Annotated in this window: 17 protein-coding genes and 1 tRNA gene; 12 read left to right on the top strand and 6 right to left on the bottom strand. The window is 69.4% G+C overall.

Annotation, left to right across the window (positions count from 1 at the left end; all coding sequences use genetic code 11):
- Nucleotides 1-79 precede the first annotated feature (79 nt).
- Nucleotides 80-3,781 (top strand): tetratricopeptide repeat protein, encoded by a 3,702-nt coding sequence (locus tag ABNQ40_RS08070; protein WP_391346051.1) that lies wholly within the window; start codon nt 80-82, stop codon nt 3,779-3,781.
- Here the strand turns inward: ABNQ40_RS08070 and ABNQ40_RS08075 are convergent.
- From ABNQ40_RS08075 to ABNQ40_RS08095, 5 genes are read right to left on the bottom strand one after another with little or no spacing between them, the layout of a single operon-like run.
- The gene (locus tag ABNQ40_RS08075) at nt 3,778-4,569 is read right to left on the bottom strand and encodes a MetQ/NlpA family ABC transporter substrate-binding protein (protein WP_109491001.1); all 792 of its coding nucleotides are present in this window, start codon (nt 4,567-4,569) and stop codon (nt 3,778-3,780) included. The two genes, ABNQ40_RS08070 and ABNQ40_RS08075, sit on opposite strands and share 4 nt — an antisense overlap.
- Nucleotides 4,570-4,613: 44 nt before the next feature.
- A complete protein-coding gene (locus ABNQ40_RS08080; RefSeq protein ID WP_098736071.1) occupies nt 4,614-5,282 on the bottom strand; it encodes a methionine ABC transporter permease in 669 nt (222 codons plus the stop codon).
- Nucleotides 5,260-6,312 (bottom strand): methionine ABC transporter ATP-binding protein, encoded by a 1,053-nt coding sequence (locus tag ABNQ40_RS08085; RefSeq protein WP_109050374.1) that lies wholly within the window; start codon nt 6,310-6,312, stop codon nt 5,260-5,262. Before ABNQ40_RS08085 ends, ABNQ40_RS08080 begins: the two co-directional genes overlap by 23 nt.
- A gap of 44 nt (nt 6,313-6,356) precedes the next feature.
- Nucleotides 6,357-7,136, bottom strand: coding sequence for a MetQ/NlpA family ABC transporter substrate-binding protein (locus ABNQ40_RS08090; protein ID WP_109050373.1), 780 nt, complete (start codon nt 7,134-7,136; stop codon nt 6,357-6,359).
- 59 nt (nt 7,137-7,195) lie between these two features.
- Entirely contained in the window at nt 7,196-7,396 is a 201-nt protein-coding gene (locus ABNQ40_RS08095; protein WP_045583820.1) for a hypothetical protein, read from the bottom strand.
- A 492-nt stretch (nt 7,397-7,888) separates the two neighbouring features.
- Here ABNQ40_RS08095 and hisG point away from each other — a divergent pair, with 492 nt between their 5' ends.
- The 4 genes from hisG to ABNQ40_RS08115 are packed head-to-tail and all read left to right on the top strand — an operon-like array spanning nt 7,889 to nt 10,963.
- The gene (hisG, locus tag ABNQ40_RS08100; RefSeq protein ID WP_391346054.1) at nt 7,889-8,659 is read left to right on the top strand and encodes an ATP phosphoribosyltransferase; all 771 of its coding nucleotides are present in this window, start codon (nt 7,889-7,891) and stop codon (nt 8,657-8,659) included.
- A complete protein-coding gene (gene hisD, locus ABNQ40_RS08105; RefSeq protein WP_109050372.1) occupies nt 8,643-9,947 on the top strand; it encodes a histidinol dehydrogenase in 1,305 nt (434 codons plus the stop codon). Before hisG ends, hisD begins: the two co-directional genes overlap by 17 nt.
- Before the next feature lie 46 nt (nt 9,948-9,993).
- Nucleotides 9,994-10,479 carry a UPF0262 family protein gene (locus ABNQ40_RS08110; protein WP_098736075.1) on the top strand — a complete coding sequence of 162 codons (486 nt, stop codon included), beginning with the start codon at nt 9,994-9,996 and terminating at the stop codon, nt 10,477-10,479.
- A gap of 16 nt (nt 10,480-10,495) precedes the next feature.
- Complete coding sequence (locus ABNQ40_RS08115; protein ID WP_109050371.1) at nt 10,496-10,963, top strand: low molecular weight phosphatase family protein; 468 nt, start codon at nt 10,496-10,498, stop codon at nt 10,961-10,963.
- 22 nt (nt 10,964-10,985) lie between these two features.
- On the opposite strand, the gene ABNQ40_RS08120 is transcribed toward ABNQ40_RS08115, so the two are convergent.
- Nucleotides 10,986-12,206 (bottom strand): PepSY domain-containing protein, encoded by a 1,221-nt coding sequence (locus tag ABNQ40_RS08120; protein ID WP_247879845.1) that lies wholly within the window; start codon nt 12,204-12,206, stop codon nt 10,986-10,988.
- 283 nt (nt 12,207-12,489) lie between these two features.
- Here ABNQ40_RS08120 and ABNQ40_RS08125 point away from each other — a divergent pair, with 283 nt between their 5' ends.
- The 7 genes from ABNQ40_RS08125 (at nt 12,490) to ABNQ40_RS08155 (ending at nt 18,885) form a co-directional block, all read left to right on the top strand.
- Nucleotides 12,490-14,841, top strand: coding sequence for a hybrid sensor histidine kinase/response regulator (locus tag ABNQ40_RS08125; RefSeq protein WP_109050369.1), 2,352 nt, complete (start codon nt 12,490-12,492; stop codon nt 14,839-14,841).
- Nucleotides 14,842-14,953: 112 nt separating this feature from the next.
- Nucleotides 14,954-16,129 (top strand): lytic transglycosylase domain-containing protein, encoded by a 1,176-nt coding sequence (locus ABNQ40_RS08130; protein ID WP_109050368.1) that lies wholly within the window; start codon nt 14,954-14,956, stop codon nt 16,127-16,129.
- Nucleotides 16,130-16,286: 157 nt separating this feature from the next.
- Nucleotides 16,287-16,505, top strand: a complete 219-nt coding sequence (infA, locus tag ABNQ40_RS08135; RefSeq protein WP_012977999.1) for a translation initiation factor IF-1 — start codon at nt 16,287-16,289, stop codon at nt 16,503-16,505.
- A gap of 25 nt (nt 16,506-16,530) precedes the next feature.
- On the top strand, nt 16,531-17,163 hold the full coding sequence (locus ABNQ40_RS08140) for a nucleoside triphosphate pyrophosphatase (protein ID WP_109050367.1): 633 nt from the start codon (nt 16,531-16,533) through the stop codon (nt 17,161-17,163).
- Nucleotides 17,150-18,409, top strand: coding sequence for a ribonuclease E/G (locus ABNQ40_RS08145; RefSeq protein ID WP_109050366.1), 1,260 nt, complete (start codon nt 17,150-17,152; stop codon nt 18,407-18,409). The genes ABNQ40_RS08140 and ABNQ40_RS08145 overlap by 14 nt, the downstream gene beginning before the upstream one ends.
- 30 nt (nt 18,410-18,439) lie before the next feature.
- The gene (locus ABNQ40_RS08150; protein WP_109050365.1) at nt 18,440-18,691 is read left to right on the top strand and encodes a DNA gyrase inhibitor YacG; all 252 of its coding nucleotides are present in this window, start codon (nt 18,440-18,442) and stop codon (nt 18,689-18,691) included.
- A gap of 118 nt (nt 18,692-18,809) precedes the next feature.
- A tRNA-Phe gene (locus ABNQ40_RS08155) sits at nt 18,810-18,885 on the top strand.
- Nucleotides 18,886-19,261: the final 376 nt, after the last annotated feature.

Raw genomic sequence — 19,261 nt, forward strand, 5'->3', positions numbered from 1 at the left:
CTTGGGATTTTGCTTACGCGCCATCCCGCCGACTCATGCTATCGAAGCGACACGTTCTTTCCGATCCGGCCACCGCCCCATGCCGCCTTCCAGCGCCGCCTCCAAACTCCCGGCCAGATTGGCCGCCCTCCTGCGCGAGGCGCTGGCCCACCACCGCACCGGCGATCTGGACGGGGCGGAGCGCGCCTATCGCGCCATGCTGGCCGCCGACGGGCGGAACGCCGATGCGCTGCACCTGATCGGCGTGCTGCACCACCAGCGCGGCCTGGATGCCGAAGCCGTCCGCCTGATCGGGCAGGCCGTCGCGCGGCGCCCCGGCGTCGCCGAACAGCACGCCAATCTCGGCCTTGCGCTGCACGCGCTTGGCCGGCTGGCGGAGGCGGAGGCGGAATACCGCCGGGCGCTCGCGCTCCGCGACGCCTATTCCGAAGCGCACAACAGCCTGGGCAGCGTGCTCCAGGAGCAGGACCGGCTGGCGGAGGCCGGCGTGCATTACCGCCGCGCGCTGGACCTGAATGCCGGCTATGCCGAGGCCTGGGCCAATCTCGGCACGCTGCTGCGGGCGCAGGACGACTATGCGGAGGCCGAAACGGCGTTGCGCCATGCCCTGCGGCTAGACCCCGGCCATGCCACCGCCCTGACCAACCTCGGCGTCGTGCTGAAGGAGACCGGCCGCATCAATGAGGCCGAGGCGGCGCATCTGGAGGCCCTGCGCCTCGCCCCCGGCGATGCCGAGACGATGGTCAACCTCGCCCTGCTGCGCGAGGCGCAGGGACGCGGCGAGGAGGCGGAGGCGCTCTACGCCCAGGCCCTGATCCATGCTCCCGGCTTCGCGCTCGCCCGCTGGAACCTCGCCCTGCGGCTGCTCGGCCGCGGCCGGCTGGCCGACGGTTGGGAGGAGTACGAGGCGCGCTTCGCCTCCCGCCGCGTCTCGGCCGGGCGCAGCCTCCCCCTGCCTGCCTGGGATGGCGCGACCGGCCGGCGCCTGCTGGTCTGGCGCGAGCAGGGGCTGGGCGACGAGCTGATGTTCGGCACCGCCCTGCCCGACCTTGCGCAGCGGCTTGGCCCGGACAGGCTGGTCGTCGAGGTCGATGCCCGCCTGACCGGCCTGGTCGGCCGCGCCCTGCCCGGCGTTGCCGTGCGGGCGCAGACGGCGGATCCAGCCGCCGCCCCGGAAGACGCGGACACGCATCTGCCGCTGGGATCGCTCCCCCGGCTGCTGCGCCCCGGCCTCGCCGATTTCCCCGCCCGGCCTTTTTGGCTGGCGCCCGATCCGCTGCGACTGGCGGAGTGGCGTGACCGGCTGGCGGCACTGGGGCCGGGCCTGCGCGTCGGCATCTGCTGGGGCAGCCAGAACATGCTGGGGGAGCGCAAGGCCTCCTACACCACGCTCGCCGACTGGGCGCCGCTGCTGACCCTGCCCGGTCTGATCCCGGTCACCCTGCAATATGACGGGCGCGAGGCGGAGATCGCCGCCGTCGAAGGGCAACTCGGCCTGACGGTCCACCGCTGGCCCGGCACCGACCTGAAGAACGATCTGGAAGGCGTGGCGGCGCTGATCGCCGGTCTCGATCTCGTGGTGACGGTGGCGAGTTCGGTCGGCGAAATGGCGGGCGCGCTCGGCGTGCCGGTCTGGCGCTTCGGTCCGGCCGGCGACTGGACGGCGCTCGGTACCGGGGTGCGCCCCTGGTTCCCGTCGATGCGGCTGTGGAGCGCCCGCCCCGGCGAAGGGCTGCCGGACGTGCTGGCGCGCATGGCGGCGGACCTGCGCCGCCTGGTTCCTGCTGCTCTGCCCCCTGCCCTGCCAATAGAGGAGTGGCTGGCCGAAGCGCGCGATCTGCACGGGTCGGGCCGCTGGCCGGAGGCGGAGAAGGCCTATCAGCGCATCCTTGACCAGGGCGGCGAGGTGCCGGCGGCGCTGGAGGGCTACGCCCTGCTCGGCCAGCAGGCCGGCCGCCCCGACATCGCCGACACCCTGCTGACCCGCGCCATCGCGGCGGAGCCGAGCGCCGACCGCCACAAGCGCCGCGCCCTGGCCCGGCAGGAGATGGGCGCGCTCGCCGACGCCGAGGCCGACTGGCAGGCCGCCGCCGCGCTCGCGCCCGAGGATGTCGAGGCGCTCGGCAATCTCGGTGCCCTGCGGCTGTCCCGCGGAGCGGCGGCCGACGCGGCGGAGGCGACCGACGCGGCACGGCGCCTCGCCCCCTTCCATGCCGGGCTGTGGATCAATGCCGGGCTGGCGCGGCAGGCGATGGGCGGGGAAGGCCAGCCCTTCCTCATGCGGGCGCTCGCCCTCGACCCCGCGGTCGCGGAGGCCTGGACCGCCCTGTCGGCCGAGGCCCTGCGCAACCCCGACCATGCCGCCGAGGCGGAGCGCACCGCCAGCCGGGCCTTGCGCCTGCGACCCGGCGATCCGGCGGCAGTCAGCAATCTGGGGCTGGCCGCCCTGGCGCTCGACCGGCCGGCGGAGGCGGTCGCCCATCTGCGTCTGGCGCTCCAGGGCCGCCCTGGCGATCTCGCCACGCTGGGCAACCTCGCCCTGGCGCTGGAGCGGGCGGGCGATGGCGCCGCCGCCGGGCTGGCCTGGTGGCGGGTGATCCTGTTCGCGCCCGGAACCGGCGCCGGCTGGGCCGGGCTGGCCGATCTGCGGCAGCGGCAGGGCCGGCTCGACGCCGCGCTGAAGGGCTGGGGCCGCGCCCTGGCGCTGGAGCCCGGACGGGCGGAGTGGCGCTACAACCAGGGCAACGCCCTGCATGCCGCCGGCCGCCCGGTCGAGGCCGATGCGGCCTACCGGCAGGCGGTGGAGGACGACCCGGCCCTGACGCTCGCCGCCTTCAACCGCGGCTATGCGGCGCTGGCGCAAGGCGACCTTGTCACCGGCTGGACCGGTCTGGAGGCGCGCTTCGCCGCCGGACAGGCACTGCCCGACCGGCGCTTCCGCATGCCCGCCTGGGATGGCGGCAACCTGACGGGAAAGACGCTGCTGGTCTGGCGCGAGCAGGGGGTGGGCGACGAGCTGATGCACAGCGCCTGCTACCCCGACCTGATCGCGCGCACTCTCTCAGCCGCAGGCCGGGTCATCGTGGAATGCGAGCCGCGGTTGGCGGCGCTGTTCGCGCGCTCCTTCCCGCAGGCGACGGTGCGCGCCGCGACCGGGGATCCGGCGGATGCCGACTGTCACATCCCGGCCGGGTCACTGCCATTGCGGCTGGGCTGGGGGCTGGAGAGCTTTGCGACGCAGGGTGGCTGGCTGCGCGCCGACGAGGCGGCGGTGAAGCGGTGGCGGGAGTGGGTGGGGAGTACCGGCTCCGCCCTGACCGTCGGCCTGTGCTGGCGCAGCGGCCTGCGCGGTGCGGCGCGCGACGCCAACTACGCCCCGCTGACCGACTGGGCGCCGATCCTGACCCTGCCCGGCCTGCGGCTGATCACCCTGCAATATGACGAGTGCGAGGCCGAACTCGCCGACGCCGAACGGCGTTTCGGCATCGCCATCCACCGCCCACCGCTCGACCTGAGGAACGACCTCGACGGTGCCGCGGCCCTGACGGCGGCGCTGGATCTGGTGATCTCCGCCGGAACCTCGGTGGCGGAGATGGCCGGCGCGCTGGGCGTGCCGGTCTGGCGGATCGGGCCGGCGGGGGATTGGACGGCGCTCGGCACCGGCTGCCGGCCCTGGTATCCGTCGATGCGGCTGGTCTGCCCGGAACCGGGCGGCACGCTCGGCGACGCGCTCAGCGCCGCCGGGCGTGCCCTCGCCAGCCTCGGAACGCAGACCCTTTAGAACGCGGGAACGACGGCGTTCTTGAACTTGGTGAGGATGAACTCCTTCACCTCGGGGCTGTTGTAGGACTTCACCAGCTTGGCGACCCAGGGCTTGTCCTTGTCGGCCTTGCGGACGGCGATGACGTTGGCATAGGGGCTGTCGGCCGCCTCGCGGGCGATGGCGTCCTTGACCGGGTCGATGCCGGCTTCCAGCGCGAAGTTGGTGTTGATGGCGGCGGCGGTCACATCGTCCAGCGAACGCGGCAGCTGGGCGGCGTCCAGCTCGACGATCTCCAGCTTCTTCGGGTTCTCGACGATGTCGATGGGCGAGGCCTTCAGGGTGCCGCCGTCCTTCAGCTTGATCAGGCCCTTGGCCTGGAGCAGCAGCAGGACGCGGCCGCCGTTGGTCGGGTCGTTCGGAATGGCGAACTTGGATCCTGCCGGCAGTTCTTCCAGGCTCTTCACCTTCTTGGAATAGATGCCGATGGGATAGACCACCGTCTTGCCGACGCTGACCAGATCGAAGCCGCGGTCCTTCACCTGGTTGTCCAGATAGGGCTGGTGCTGGAAGCTGTTGGCGTCGAGATCGCCGCCGGCCAGCGCCTGGTTCGGGATGACGTAGTCGGTGAATTCCAGGATCTGGATGTCCAGCCCGTCCTTGGCGGCGATGGGCTTCACCGCTTCCAGGATCTGGGCATGCGGACCGGCGGTGACGCCGACCTTGATCGTTTCGGCCGACGCGCCGAAAGCAACGGCCATGGTGGCGGCACCGGCCAGCAGCGAAGCCAGCGAACGGAAGCGCAGCATCTCGAACACTCCTCAGGTTTTTTGGGTCAGGTCAGGTTTTCGGGTCAGGACTTCAGATTGCGCTTGTTGACGCGGCGGGCGATCAGGTCACCCGTCGACTGGACGATCTGCACCAGCACGATCAGCACGATCACCACCGCCAGCATCACCTCCGGCAGGAAGCGCTGATAGCCGTAGCGGATGCCGAGGTCGCCCAGGCCGCCGCCGCCGACGGCGCCGACCATGGCGGAATAGCCGACGAGGCTGACCGCCGACAGGGTCAGGCCGGCGACGATGCCCGGCAGGGCTTCCGGCAGCAGCACCTTGCGGATGATCTGGAACGGCGTGGCGCCCATCGCCTGCGCCGCCTCGACCAGACCGCGGTCGACCTCGCGCACCGCATTCTCCACCACGCGGGCGATGAAGGGGGCGGCGGCGACGGTCAGCGGCACGATGGCGGCGTTGGTGCCGATGGAGGTGCCGGCGATCAGTCGGGTGAAGGGGATGATCGCCACCACCAGGATGATGAAGGGGGTGGAGCGGGTCATGTTGACCACCGCCCCCATCACCTTGTTGAAGGCGAAGTTCTGCAACAGCTCGCCCCGGCCGGTGACGGCCAGCATCACGCCGATGGGCAGGCCGATCAGCGTCCCGATGGCGCCCGACACCGCCACCATCTGCAGCGTGTCGATCAGCCCCTTGATCAGCAGGTCAATGATTTGCGGGGAGAGCATGGCCCAACACCTCGACACCCAGATTGTTCTCTTTGACCAGCGCGATGGCGGCATCCACCTTGGCCTGATCGCCCAGCGCCTCCACCACCAGCGTGCCGAAGGGCGCGCCCTGGATCTCGTCGATCTGGCCGTGCCAGATGTTCAGGTCCAGGTTCAGCTGGCGGCTGATGGCGCTGATGACCGGGGTGGTCGCCTTCGCGCCGGTGAAGGTGATGCGCAGCACCGGGTTGCTCCCCAGGCCGGGCTGGGGCGACAGCCGGTCGCGCAGGCTGTCGGGGATGCCGCGGTTGATGACGGGATCGACGAAGCTGCGGGTGGTCGGGTGCTTCGGGTGGGCGAAGATGTCGAAGACCGGCCCCTGCTCGATCACCCGGCCGCCTTCCATCACCGCCACCTTGTGGCAGATCTCCTTGATGACGGCGATCTCGTGGGTGATCAGCACGATGGTCAGGCCGAGCCGCCGGTTGATGTCGCCCAGCAGATGCAGGATCTGCGTCGTCGTCTCCGGGTCGAGCGCGGAGGTCGCCTCGTCCGACAGCAGCACCTTCGGCTTGCTGGCGAGCGCGCGGGCGATGCCGACGCGCTGCTTCTGCCCGCCCGACAGCTCCGCCGGGTAGCGGTCGCGCTTGTCGGCCAGCCCGACGAGGTCGAGCAGCGGCTCCACCGTCTTGCGGATCTCCGCTCTGGCCATGCCGGCCAGTTCCAGCGGCAGCGCCACATTGTCGAAGACGGTGCGCGAGGACAGCAGGTTGAAGTGCTGGAAGATCATGCCGATGGAATGGCGGGCCTGCCGCAGTTCCGCCGCCGACAGGGCGGTCATCTCCACCCCGTCCACTTTGACGCTGCCCGAGCTCGGGCTTTCCAGCAGGTTGACCGTGCGCAGCAGCGTCGATTTGCCGGCACCGGACCGGCCGATGATCCCGAAGACCTCGCCGCGTGCGATGGAAAGGTCGATGTCGGCCAGCGCATGGACCGGAGCCCCGCCGCCGCGCGCCGCGTAAGTCTTGTGAATGTTTGTTAGCGTTATCATCTTTTAATCGGCAAAAGGGGACGTCCAGCGTCCCCCAGCCTCCCTCACCACGTCGGAATGATGGAACCGTTGAAGCGCGTTTCGATAAACTGCCGCACTTCGGGCGAACGATACAGCGCAATGAAGCGCTTGATCGTCGGGTCTTCTATGCGATCCTTGCGGACCGCCCACACCAGGTTCCACTTGGACTGGTCATCCTCCAGCACCAGGGCCTTCTTCGGCTCCAGCCCGGCCAGCACGGCATAGTTGAGGGTGATGACCGACGCATCCACGTCGTCGAGCGAGCGCGGCAGCTGGGCGGCGTCCAGTTCCACCAGCTTGATGCCCTTCGGGTTCACCACGTCGGCGATGGTGGTGTTGAGGCCGGCCCCCTCCTTCAGCCCGATCACGCCGGCCTTGGCCAGCAGGAACAGGGCGCGGGCGCCGTTGGTGGGGTCGTTGGGAATCGACACCGAAGCGCCCGGCTTCAGGTCGGCCAGCGCCTTCACCTTGCTGCTGTAGACGCCCATCGGCACCACGACGCTCTTGGCGACGGAGACGATGTCGTAGCCGCGCTGCTTGACCTGATTGTCGAGGAAGGGCTGGTGCTGGAAATTGTTGGCGTCGATGTCGCCGGCCTGGAGTGCCGCATTGGGCATGTTCCAGTCGGTGAACTCGATCACCTGCGCCTCGATGCCCTCCTTGGCGGCCAGCTTGGCGGTGAATTCCAGGATCTCACCATAGGGACCGGCCGACACGCCCAGCTTCAGCGGAGCGGCGAAAGCGGAGGTCGCGGCGGTCAACAGGCCGGCGGCGACGGCCACCGACATCAGGATGCGCTTCATCGGGACTTTCCTCAGGATTTTCAGCAGCGGGTTTCTTGGCGGCGGGCTTTTATCGGGGATCAGCGGCGGCGGGTGTCCGGCAGCCGGCTGTAATGCTGGTGGGCGGCGCGCTGGGCCTGTCCGACATTGCGGAAGACGCGGCGGTCGAGATCGCGGAAAGCCCAATCGGACACGAAGAAGGTAAAGCCGCCACGTTCGGCGACGACGATGCCGGCGGACCGGCCCTGGACTTCGATGGCGTAGGCGTTGGCGTGGGACATGGCGGAATGCTCCCCCCAGATGGGTTTGGGCGCGCGGCCGGCCCTCGTCATGGCGGGGCGGCGGCGCAAGTGCGTTCAGGACCTGATCGTCAGGATCGGCGGATGTACGGGATGGGCGCTGTGTTTCTGGGCCGCGAGGTCAGCGGCAACACAGGCCCGAGCGCATCATGCAGGCCGGGAAAGCGGTCCGAAGCGCGGATGGGGGAGCGGAAACTCGCGATGTCATTCCGGTCTCTCCTTCTTGAAGAGGTCCACGACCGGTATCGTGGCGCTTTAGCGTTTGGTGACGCGGCGCAAGCTGCATTGGTCAAATTGCCGCGGGATGCCCGGCGGGGCGTCCATGGATTTTTATCTACCCTTTCGATGGAGTTTGGTCAAACCCATTTTTGCGTTTTGTGTGAAATTTCTTATTGAGCATATTTTTCCCGTTAAATCTTGCAGGCGCGACAGTGACAGGTGACGGGCGCCTGGAATGTGCTATCTATCGCGTCGATGGTTCATCCGGGGCCGACACACCGCCCCGGCGAGCGAAGCGAGGAGAGTGTTTTGTCCGCCGATCCCAGTCTCCAAGGGGTGACGGCCGCCACGGTGGCCGCACCGGTTGACGACCAGCTGGTGCTGGCCCTGCCCAAGGGCCGCATCCTGAAGGAGCTGCGCCCGCTGCTGTCCCATGCCGGCATCCATCCGGAGCCGGCCTTCGACGACGACAAGAGCCGGCTTCTGCGCTTCGCCACCAACGTGCCGAACCTCAGCATCATCCGCGTGCGCTCCTTCGACGTGGCGACCTTCGTCGCCTTCGGCGCCGCCCATCTCGGCGTGGCGGGCAACGACGTGCTGATGGAGTTCGACTATCCGGAGATCTACGCGCCGCTCGACCTCGGCATCGGCGCCTGCCGGCTGTCGGTCGCCGAACCGGCGGAGATGCTGGAGAGCGACGATCCGTCGCGCTGGAGCCATGTGCGCGTCGCCACCAAATACCCGGAGGTGACCAAGCGTCACTTCGCCGCGCGCGGCGTCCAGGCCGAATGCGTCAAGCTGAACGGCGCCATGGAGCTGGCGCCGACGCTGGGCTTGTGCCGCCGCATCGTCGATCTGGTCTCCACCGGCTCGACGCTGCAGGCCAACGGGCTGGTGGAGGTGGAGCATATCGCCGACGTCACCTCGCGCCTGATCGTCAACCGCGCCGCCTTCAAGACGCGGACGACCGAGATTTCTCAGTGGATCGACAAGTTCCGGGAGGCGGTGAATGCCCGTCAGGCTTGATATTCGCGACGCGGACTTCGCCGCCGGGTTCGAGGCGCTGCTGCATGCCAAGCGCGAGGCCAGCGAGGATGTCCAGACGCTGGTCGCCGGCGTCATCGATCAGGTCCGCAGCCGCGGCGACGCGGCGCTCATCGACTACACCGCCCGCTGGGACCGTCAGACCCTGACCGTCGACACCCTGCGCATCGGCCGGGACGAGATCGACGCGGCGACCGCCAAATGCTCGGCGGAGACGCTGGAGGCGCTCGACCTCGCCGCCGCGCGGATCGAGGAGTTCCACCGCCGCCAGATCCCGGAGGTCACCGACTACCGCGATGCCGTCGGCGTTCGGCTGGGCGCCCGCTGGACGGCGGTCGGCGCCGTCGGCCTCTATGTGCCGGGCGGCACCGCCTCCTACCCGTCCTCGGTGCTGATGAACGCCCTGCCGGCCAAAGTGGCGGGCGTCGAGCGCGTCGTCATGGTGGTGCCGACGCCGGACGGGGCGATCAACCCGCTGGTGCTGGCCGCCGCCAAGCGCTGCGGCATCGACGAGATCTACCGCATCGGCGGTGCGCAGGCGGTCGCGGCGCTGGCCCACGGCACGGCGACGATCCGGCCGGTCGACAAGATCGTCGGCCCCGGCAACGCCTTCGTCGCCGCCGCCAAGCGGCAGGTCTACGGCCTCGTCGGCATCGACAGCATCGCCGGCCCGTCGGAGATCCTGGTGGTCGCCGACGGCCACAACGATCCGGCCTGGATCGCCATGGATCTGCTGTCGCAGGCCGAGCACGACACCTCGGCCCAGTCGATCCTGATCACCGACGATGCCGCCTTCGCCGATGCGGTGGCATCGGCGGTGGACAGGCATCTGGAGACGCTGCCGCGCACGGCAATCGCCGGCGAGAGCTGGCGCGAGCATGGCGCCATCGTGCTGGTCGGCGACCTGATGGCCGACGCCCCCGCCCTGGTCGACCGGCTGGCGCCGGAGCATCTGGAGCTGGCGGTGGAGGATCCCGATGCGCTGGCGGCGAAGATCCGCAATGCCGGCGCCATCTTCCTCGGCCGCTACACGCCGGAGGCCATCGGCGATTACGTCGCAGGTCCCAACCATGTGCTTCCGACGGCGCGTAGCGCCCGCTTCTCCTCCGGCCTCAACGTGCTGGACTTCATGAAGCGGACGACCTTCGTCGCCTGCGACGCCGACAGCCTGCGGGCCATCGGCCCGGCGGCGGTGACGCTGGCGATGGCCGAGGGGCTGGAGGCGCATGCGCGCTCCGTCGCCCAGCGGCTGCCGGGTTACAAAGACTAAGAAGCGGCTTCTGGGAAGCGGCCACTGGCAAACGGGGAGGCGGGGCGTGACGACGGCAAAGGGCAAGCGGCGCATCACCCATGTGACGCTCGACGAGCGGAGTGTCGTCCGCCACAAGCCGGAGGTCGAGCATGAGCGCGCCGTCGCCATCTTCGACCTGCTGGAGGACAACGAGTTCTGCCCCTGCGACTTCACAGAGGACGGGCCGTACCACCTGCATCTGTCGATCGAGGACAACCGGCTGGTCTTCGACATCCGCCGCGAGGACAACAGCGAACTCGACCGGCTGATGCTGCCGATCACCGGCTTCCGGTCGATCGTCCGCGACTATTTCCTGATCTGCGAGAGCTATTACGCCGCCATCAAGCGGTCGACGCCGTCGCAGATCGAAGCCATCGACATGGGCCGCCGCGGCCTGCACAACGAGGGGTCCGAGATGCTGCGCGAACGGCTGGCCGGCAAGGTGGAAATGGACCTGCAGACCGCGCGCCGGCTGTTCACGCTGATCTGCGTCCTGCACATTCGCGGCTGACGGACCGGGCAAGGCCATGGCGGCGACCTCGGTCCTCATCCCTCTGCCGGTCACGAGCGTATTGTTCGCCTGTACCTACAACATGATCCGTTCGCCGATGGCGGCGGCGATGATGCGCCATTACCACGGCACCCGCGTCTATGTGGATTCCGTCGGCGTCCGCGAGGGCGACGAGGTCGACCCCTTCGCCGTCGCGGTGATGGAGGAGATCGGCATCGACCTGTCCAAGCACCGCTGCCGCACCTTCGAGGATTTGGAAGACACCAACTTCGACCTGATCGTCTCGCTGTCGCCGGAAGCGCAGCACCGCGCCATCGAAATGACGCGCACCATGGCCTGCGACGTGGAGTTCTGGAACACCTTCGACCCCACCTTGGTCGACGGCACCCGCGACGCCATGCTGGAAGCCTACCGCCAGGTCCGCGACGGCCTGATGGCCAAGATGAAACAGCGCTTCCCGCTGTCCCGCGGGCCGACCGTCTGACCGTTCGGCGGTTTGCCGGCGGTCAGACGGCCCGCGCCGGCCGCGTCCGCTTCTTCTGCCGCCAGCGCACCGTCCCGGTCGCCAGCAGCACTGCCGGCAGCAGACCTGCCACCGCCACCAGGATGCGGCAGCACAGGCCGAAGCACTCGCCGTTGTGCAGCGGATGCTGCCAGCCGAAGAAGGCGTCGCCGAAGGTCCAGCGGGTGGGGTCGCGGACATCCATGACCGTGCCGTCGCCGCCATTCACCCACACGCTGGTCTTGGGAAAGCGCCAGCCGGGCTCGCCGGTCTGGAACAGGCGGATGTGGTAGGCGCCGCCGCCCTGCCCCGGCACCTCGACCCAGCGCGGTTCGGCCTGCGGGAAACGGGCGAGCGCCGCGGCGAGCGCGGCATCGGCTCCCACTGCCGTCCCATCCTGGGCGGATACGAGAACGGGGGGTGCGGTCATCGGCGACAGCCGTTCCACCACCGGCTTCACCCAGTCCGGCCGCTCCATGACGATCCCCGTCACGATCAGCGGCAGCAGGACGACAAGGCCATAGACGCCCGCCAGCACATGGATGTCGAACACCTGCCGGACGAAGCCGGAGCGCAGGCGCGGTTGCAGGGCCCGCCCCCATTTTCCTGCCGCCGGCCACCACAGATAGACCCCGCTGGCAAGGATCAGCAGGCTGCCTATCCCGCCCAGCGCCAGCACCAGCTGTCCGCCCTCGCCGGCCAGCAGCAGGTAATGCAGGTCGTAGACCCAGGTCATCGCCGTCCGGCCCCAGAAGCGGGAGGACAGCACCTCGCCGCTGTAGGGGTTCACCGCCACCATCAGCGGGGCGAAGGACTTGCCCGCGGTTTCCTCCGGCTTCATGTAGCGGGCCATGATCGGATGGTCCGGCCCGTCGGGAAGCTCCAGCCGCCAGCCGCCGCCGCGGGCCGGATGGGCCTCGCGCAGGGCCTGCACCACCCGGTCGAGCGGGACCGGAGCATTCCGCCCGGCCTCCTGCCCGGCCGGCAGCACCAGTTCCGGCGTCAGCATGCGGTCGATGTCGACATAGAAGACCAGCAGGCTGCCGGTCAGTGCGGTCACCGCCAGCAGCGCCCCCACCGCCAGTCCCAGCGTCAGGTGCAGCATCAGCAGAAAGCGGCGCACCCGCTGCCGGGAAACGCCGGGAAAGATGCCGATCCCCCAGCCGGCCGGTGCGACGCTGCCCGTCCGTGCCGGCATGACCCTATGCTCGCTTTCCGTGTGCATGGCGGAAGTTCCCTTGACCCCAGGTCGGCGCAATGCCGCAAACATCCCCGAAGCACACCCCACCGGCCTTGACGGCCGTCAAATGCTCGCACAGGCTCTGGTCTGTCGAACCGCCCACCACACGGGACGGTCGGTAATAAATTTGGTATTCTGCAACTTTCTGCGCGGCTCCGTGTTCACTTTGCATCTCCGCCAGTGCTATTGAGCTGTGTCATCGCAACGCGCCGCGCGACGCCTTAGGCTCGGGGGCGTAGACGAACATTCCCGCGGAGAGCCGTCATCCATGCCCGCAGGTCCGATGCACCGCCTGCTCCGCGCCTTCAGCCCGCGCAGCCTGCGCGCCCGCCTGATGGGCGTGGTGCTGGCCTCGCTGGCGCTGCCGCTGGTGGGGGCGCTCTATCTCGCCGACCAGCAGCTCGACGACCACATCGACGCGGCGCGCGAACTGGCGCAGCATCTGGCCGACGACGGGGTGGAGCGCCAGCACGACCTGATCGGCGAGGCGCGCAACCTGCTTGGCGTGCTGTCGCTGGTGCCGGCCATCCGCAACGCGACGATGGATCACACCGACGCCTGCGTCGCCACCCTGGCGCCGATGCCGCGCCAGCACCGCTGGACCACCGGCGTCTGGCTGACCGACGCCGACGGCAACATCATCTGCGACACCACCGGCCCCGGTGCCGGCATCACCCTGCGGGAACGCGAATATTTCCAGCGCGTGCTGGACACCAGAAGCTGGGTGGTCAGCGATTTCATCATCGGCAAGCGCTCGCTGAAGCCGCTGATCATCGTCGCCAGCCCGATCATCGAGGATGGGCGGATCATCCGCGTCATGGGCGTGGCGGTGGACCTCACCTGGCTGACCGACCTGGTGAAGGTGCTGAAGCAGCCCGACGCCCGCGTCATGGTGCTGGACCGCCACGGCGTGATCGTGGCCCGCCAGCCCGACCCGGAAGGCTGGCTGAACCGCAACATCGGCAACATGCCGCATATCCGCCAGATGCTGAACGAGAAGGACGGCACGCTGGATGCGGAAAGCGCCGACGGCCGCGGCCGGCTGTGGGCCTTCCGCCATTCGGACGAGACCGACACCGTCTTCGCCGTCGGCATGCCGACCGGGCCGATCATGGCGGAGGCCCGGCGCGATCTGTGGCAGAGCCTGGGCCTGCTCGCCATCGCGGCGCTGGTCAGCGTCACCGCCCTGTGGGTGCTGCTGCGTGCCTCGGTCCTGCGCTGGGTGTGGGAACTCGGTACCGCGGCCACCCGCATCGGCGACGGCGGCGGCGGCACCGTGATCGAGGCGGACCGCGCGCCCCATGAATTCCGTGTCGTCTCCCATGCCTTCAACAACATGTCGCGCCGCCTGAAGCAGCGCGAGCAGGAGCTGCGCTCCGCCATGGAGGAGGCGCGGGCCGGCAGCCGCGCCAAGGAGGAATTCCTCGCCACCATGAGCCACGAGATCCGCACGCCGATGAACGGCGTGATCGGGTTCGCGGAAATGCTGCTGGAAACCCCGCTGACCGCCGAACAGCGGCGCTACGCCTCGCAGGTGCGCGATGCCGGGCGGTCGCTGCTGACCGTCATCAACGACGTGCTCGACCTGTCGAAGCTGGAGGCGGGGCGGCTCGATCTGGTCAGCGTGCCCTTCCGGCTGGACGATCTGGCCGACCGCTGCGTCGCCATCGTCCGGCTGGCCGCGGAGCAGAAGGGGCTGGAGTTGCAGACCAGCATCTCGGCCACCGCCCGCGGCTTCGTCATGGGCGACCCCGACCGGCTGCGCCAGCTCCTGCTGAACCTGCTGAGCAACGCGGTGAAGTTCACCGACCGCGGTTCGGTCCGCCTGACGGTGAAGGCGATCGAGGACAGCAGCAAGGGGGGAGGCCGCATCTGCACCTTCACCGTCACCGACAGCGGGATCGGCATCGCCCCCGAACGGCAGCGCGACCTGTTCCAGCGCTTCACCCAGCTGGAGCGCGGGCGGGGCGGCACCGGGCTGGGGCTGGCCATCTGCCGCCGGCTGGTGGAGCTGATGGGCGGCGAGATCGGCATGGAAAGCCAGCTCGGCACCGGCAGCACCTTCTGGTTCTCGCTGCCTCTGCTGCCCGCCGGCAGCGCCGCGATCCAGCCCGACAACGCCATCCTGTCCCCTGTCGAGTCCGGCGGCGCCAGCGCCCGCATCCTGCTGGCGGAGGATCTGGCGATGAACCGCGATCTGGCGGTGACCATGCTGACCAGGGTCGGCCATCAGGTCGATGCGGTGGACGACGGCGCCGCCGCGGTGGCCGCGGTGCAGGAACAGCCCTACGACCTCGTGCTGATGGATGTGCAGATGCCGGTGATGGACGGGCTGGAAGCCACCCGCCGCATCCGCGCCCTGCCCGGCCCGGAGAGCCGCATCCCGATTCTTGCTTTGACCGCCGGCGTGATGCAGATCGAGGTCGAGCGCTGCCTGCAGGCCGGCATGAACGCCCATCTGGCCAAGCCGCTGGAAAAATCCAAGCTGCTGGCAGCCATCGGCCGCTGGGCGCGCGTCGCGCATCTTGACGATCCGCTGCCCGACGATCCGCTCCCCGGCGAGGGTGAGGATGAGGCCGGGGACGATGCCCCGTGCCCACAGTTGATCGCACATCGCTGACGAGTCGGTGCTATAGTGCCTGCACCCGTCCGGCCATGCCCACGCTCGTGGAGCATGGCCGTACGGGGCTTTCTCCCGGCAGGCTCGGCCGGTCCGTAGCGAAGTGTGTGCCATGAAGGTTGCGCAGCCCCCTCTCGCCCCAGTTCCGGAGCGCAAGCCCGACGCTTCCCCCGCGCTCACCGACGGCACCGTCGGCGAGCCGTCCTTCCGCGACACGCTGGTCCGGACCAGCCGGACCGGCGCCGGAACCGTGCCGGTCGGCCGGCCGGCGAACGGCCAGAAGACGCCGCCCTTACCGGCCGCCAAACCGCCGGCCCCGATCCTGCTGAGCGACGGGACCCAGGTTCCCCTGCCCGCGGCCAAGCCGGTCACCCCCATCCGCCTCGCCGATGGCAGCACGGTGCCGGTTCCCGCCGCCAAGCCCGAAGCGCCGGTCCTGCTGGCCTCCGACTCCGCGTCCGCGGAGACCGCAGCGCCGCGCGCGCCCCTGCCGGGACTGAAGCCGGCGGCACCGGCCCAGACCCCATTGGCCCAAACCCCGACACCCAGTTCCGCCAAGGTGGCGGAGGCGGTGAAGGCCGTGGCTGCCGAGGATCCGACCGCCACGCGGGTGTTGGTCGCCTCGCAGCAGGTCGCCGGCCTGTCGGGCCACAGCTTCACCGCCATCCTCGCCCAGGCGACCCAGGAAAGCGGGCTGGACAGTGCGGCGAAGAACAGCCGCAGCTCCGCCGCCGGCCCGTTCCAGTTCCTCGAATCGACCTGGCTAGACCTGTTCCGCCGCCACGGCGCCGCCTATGGCCAGGGCGAGCTGGCCTCGCACATCCAGGTCCGCAACGGGGTGTCCAGCGTCAAGGACCCGGCGATCCGCCGCCAGATCCTGGAGTTGCGTCACGACGTCGACCTGTCGGCAGGTATGGCCGCCCGCTATCTGGCCGAAGGGCGCGAGGCGCTGGAGAAGCGGCTCGGCCGTCCGGCCAGCGAATCGGAAAGCCGCATGGCCTATGTTCTGGGCTCCGGCGGGGCGGCGAAGCTGATCCGCGCCGCCGAATCGACGCCGGGGGCGGTCGCCGCCGACCTGTTGCCCAGCGCGGCCAAGGCCAATCACAACCTGTTCCACGACAGATCCAGCGGCCGCGCGCTCAATGCGGCGGAAACCGTCGGCCGTCTGACGCGCCGCATGGAGATCGACCAGCGCGAGATGTTCGCGGCGATCGGCAAGGCGATGGACCAGCCGCGCCGCCTGGAAGAAGGCGGTGCATCGCCACTCAACCCCTACCAGTCGGTCTGACGGGACGCGGGTCAGGGGGCATCTCCGGCACGCAACGCGGGGCTGCCCCGCGCGAATGGCTGCGGCCGAACGCATCGGCGGTGGGAATCCCCCTTGACCCGGCGGCCTTGGAAGGTCAGTTATTGCCGCGAAACTATTAGGACGGACATAAGGGCCTATGGCAAAGGAAGATCTGATCGAGTTTTCCGGGACCGTCGTCGAATTGCTTCCGAACGCGATGTTCCGGGTGAAGCTCGACAACGATCACGAGGTTCTGGCGCACACCTCCGGCAAGATGCGTAAGAACCGGATTCGCGTCCTGGCGGGCGACCGCGTCAATGTGGAAATGACGCCGTACGATCTGACCAAGGGCCGCATCACCTTCCGGTTCAAGTAGCATCCTTGCTGCATCGCGGTTCCCCGTGACGATCCCGTCCAAGGCGCCCCGGCTGGTGCTGGCTTCGGCCTCGCCCCGCCGGCTCGACCTGCTGCGCCAGATCGGCATCGTGCCCGACGCGGTCGATCCCGCCGATCTCGATGAAACGCCGCTGCGCGACGAACTCCCGCCCCAGCACGCCCTGCGTCTGGCGGCGGAGAAAGCGTCGTGCGTCGCCGCGCGCCATCCCGATTCATGGATTCTCGCCGCCGACACCGTGGTCGCCTGCGGCCGCCGCATCCTGCCCAAGGCCGAACGGGAGGAGGAGGCACGACGCTGCCTGTCCCTGCTGTCCGGCCGGCGGCACCGGGTGATCGGCGGCATCGTGCTGCTGGTGCCCGACGGGGACGGTCACCGCCGGATCGACCGGCTGGTCCGTACCGACGTCACCTTCAAGGTGCTCGACCGGTCGGAGACCGACGCCTACATCGCGTCCGGCGAATGGAAGGGCAAGGCCGGCGGCTATGCCATCCAGGGCCGGGCGGGGGCGTTGGTGCGCTGGATCGGCGGCTCCTACAGCAACGTCGTCGGGCTGTCGCTGCACGAGGTCGCCGGCATGCTGCACGGCGCCGGTTTCCCGCACCCTCCGATCCCCCATCCGAACGATGAGCAGGCTTGAGCTGCTGGTCGACCGCGACGGCCCGCTGACGCGGGCAGCGGTGCTGACCGACGGCCGCCTGACCGACCTGCACATCGACCATGCCGGCCGGCCGTCGCTGCTCGGCGCCATCATCCTCGGCCGGGTGGAGCGCATCGCCACCGGCCTGAACGGCGCCTTCGTCGACCTCGGGAACGGCCCGGGACATGGCCTGTCCGGCCTGCTGCCGGCCGCCGACGTGCGCCGCCCCATCCTCGACGACGACCAGCCGCACTCCCGCGCCCAATCCAGCTCCCATCGGCCGGGCGCCAAGCAGGCCCCCATCGGCGCGCTGCTGCGCACCGGCCAGCCGGTGCTGGTGCAGGTGAAGGCCGATGCCGCCGGAGCCAAGGGTCCGTCGCTGACGATGGACATCACCCTGCCTGGCCGGTTCCTGGTGCATGCCCCGCTCGGCCGCGACATCGCGGTGTCGAAGCGCCTCGGCTCCGGTCCGGAGCGCGCAGCACTGGCCCGCCGCATCGAACAGCTTGCCACCGGCGCCGGCTGGATCGTGCGCGCCGGCGCCGCCCAGGTATCCGACGCGCTGCTGGCCGCCGAATCGGAAGCGCTGCACCTGCAATGGCGCGCCATCCGCGACGACGCCCGCGCCGGCTCCGCCCCACGTCTTCTGCATCCCGGCCCCGACGCCCCCACCCGCGCCCTGATCGAGCAGGGAGCCGCCGCCCCGGCCGCCATCCTGGTCGACGACCCGCCGCCCGCCGGCGGAATCAGGATCGGCGATGGGCCGCTGCTGTCGACCTTGCGCGACTGGTGCGGCCACCACGCCCCCGACCTGCTGCCGCGCCTCGGCGGCCACACGGACGCCCAACGTCTGTTCGACCTGCGCGACCTCGACTCTGCGATTGCCGGGCTTCTCGACGTCCGGGTGCCGCTGCCGCTCGGCGGTTCGCTGGTGATCGAGGGGACGGAGGCACTGACGGTGGTCGACGTGAATGCCGGGGAGCGCGGCAACCCCTTGGACGTCAACCTCGACGCCGCGGCGGAGATCGCCCGCCAGCTTCGCCTGCGCAATGTCGGCGGCATCGTGGTGGTGGATTTCGTCAACATGCGCAGCCGCGGCGATGCCGAGCGTGTGCTGGCCGCCTTGTCGCAGGCGGTGGAAAGCGACCCGGTGCAGACCCAAGTGTATGGCATGTCCAAACTGGGCCTGGTCGAACTGACCCGGGCCCGCCGCGGCACGCCGCTGGCGGCCCTGCTGCGCCCCTGACTGCTTACAGTTCGTTACGGAGGCCTTCCCTTGTCCAACCCTCTCTCCCCCGGCGCACCGCAGCGCTCCCAGCCCCATGCACGGCCCCAGGCCCAGGCGGGCACCAAGGCGGGCAGCAACTGTCCGATCTGCGGCCGCCCGACCGAGCCGGCCACCCGCCCCTTCTGTTCCAAGCGCTGCGCCGACATCGATCTGTCGCGCTGGCTGGGCGGAGTCTACCGCATCGAAGGCCCGGAAACCGCCGATGTTCCGGGCGGATCCGACCCTGACGAGGGGCTGTGAGAGGGGTCGAAAATTTTTTGAATTTTCCTCTGGACAGCCCGTCCGAACCTCTCTAAAAAGCGCCCCACACGACGCGCCGCACCGACCGAAACGGTCACCCACCAAGCGGCGCTGAGATGCCCAGGTAGCTCAGTTGGTAGAGCAGGGGACTGAAAATCCCCGTGTCGGCGGTTCGACTCCGTCCCTGGGCACCACCCTCCCTTCTTTAAAATCAGCGGGTTGGTTGGTGCAGGCGAGCCTGGAAAGGCTTTTCGCCGGTTTTGGCGTACCGACATCTTGGAACGCATAGCCTGGGCTGGACACGGCCCTGCGAGCTTGCGGCAGACATGGTGAAAGGCTACGCCTCTTCGGATCACCCCTGTTTCTCTATCGGGAAAGCCGAAGCTGGACCGGTCAGGGCTTGGAATGTGGTCGCGGCCGAAAGTGGGGACGGACCGGTCGGCCTGACAACAAACTTGCCCGGTAGGGATGTGGCTTGCGCTGGCTGTTTGCAACAGCGCAGATCCTATCCTATTGTTGAGATATCGCTTTGTTCCTATAAGCGCGATTGACCTGTTCCTGGAAATTCTC

It is taken from the genome of Azospirillum sp. A23 (assembly GCF_042938965.1).
Taxonomy (GTDB): Bacteria; Pseudomonadota; Alphaproteobacteria; order Azospirillales; family Azospirillaceae; genus Azospirillum; species Azospirillum melinis.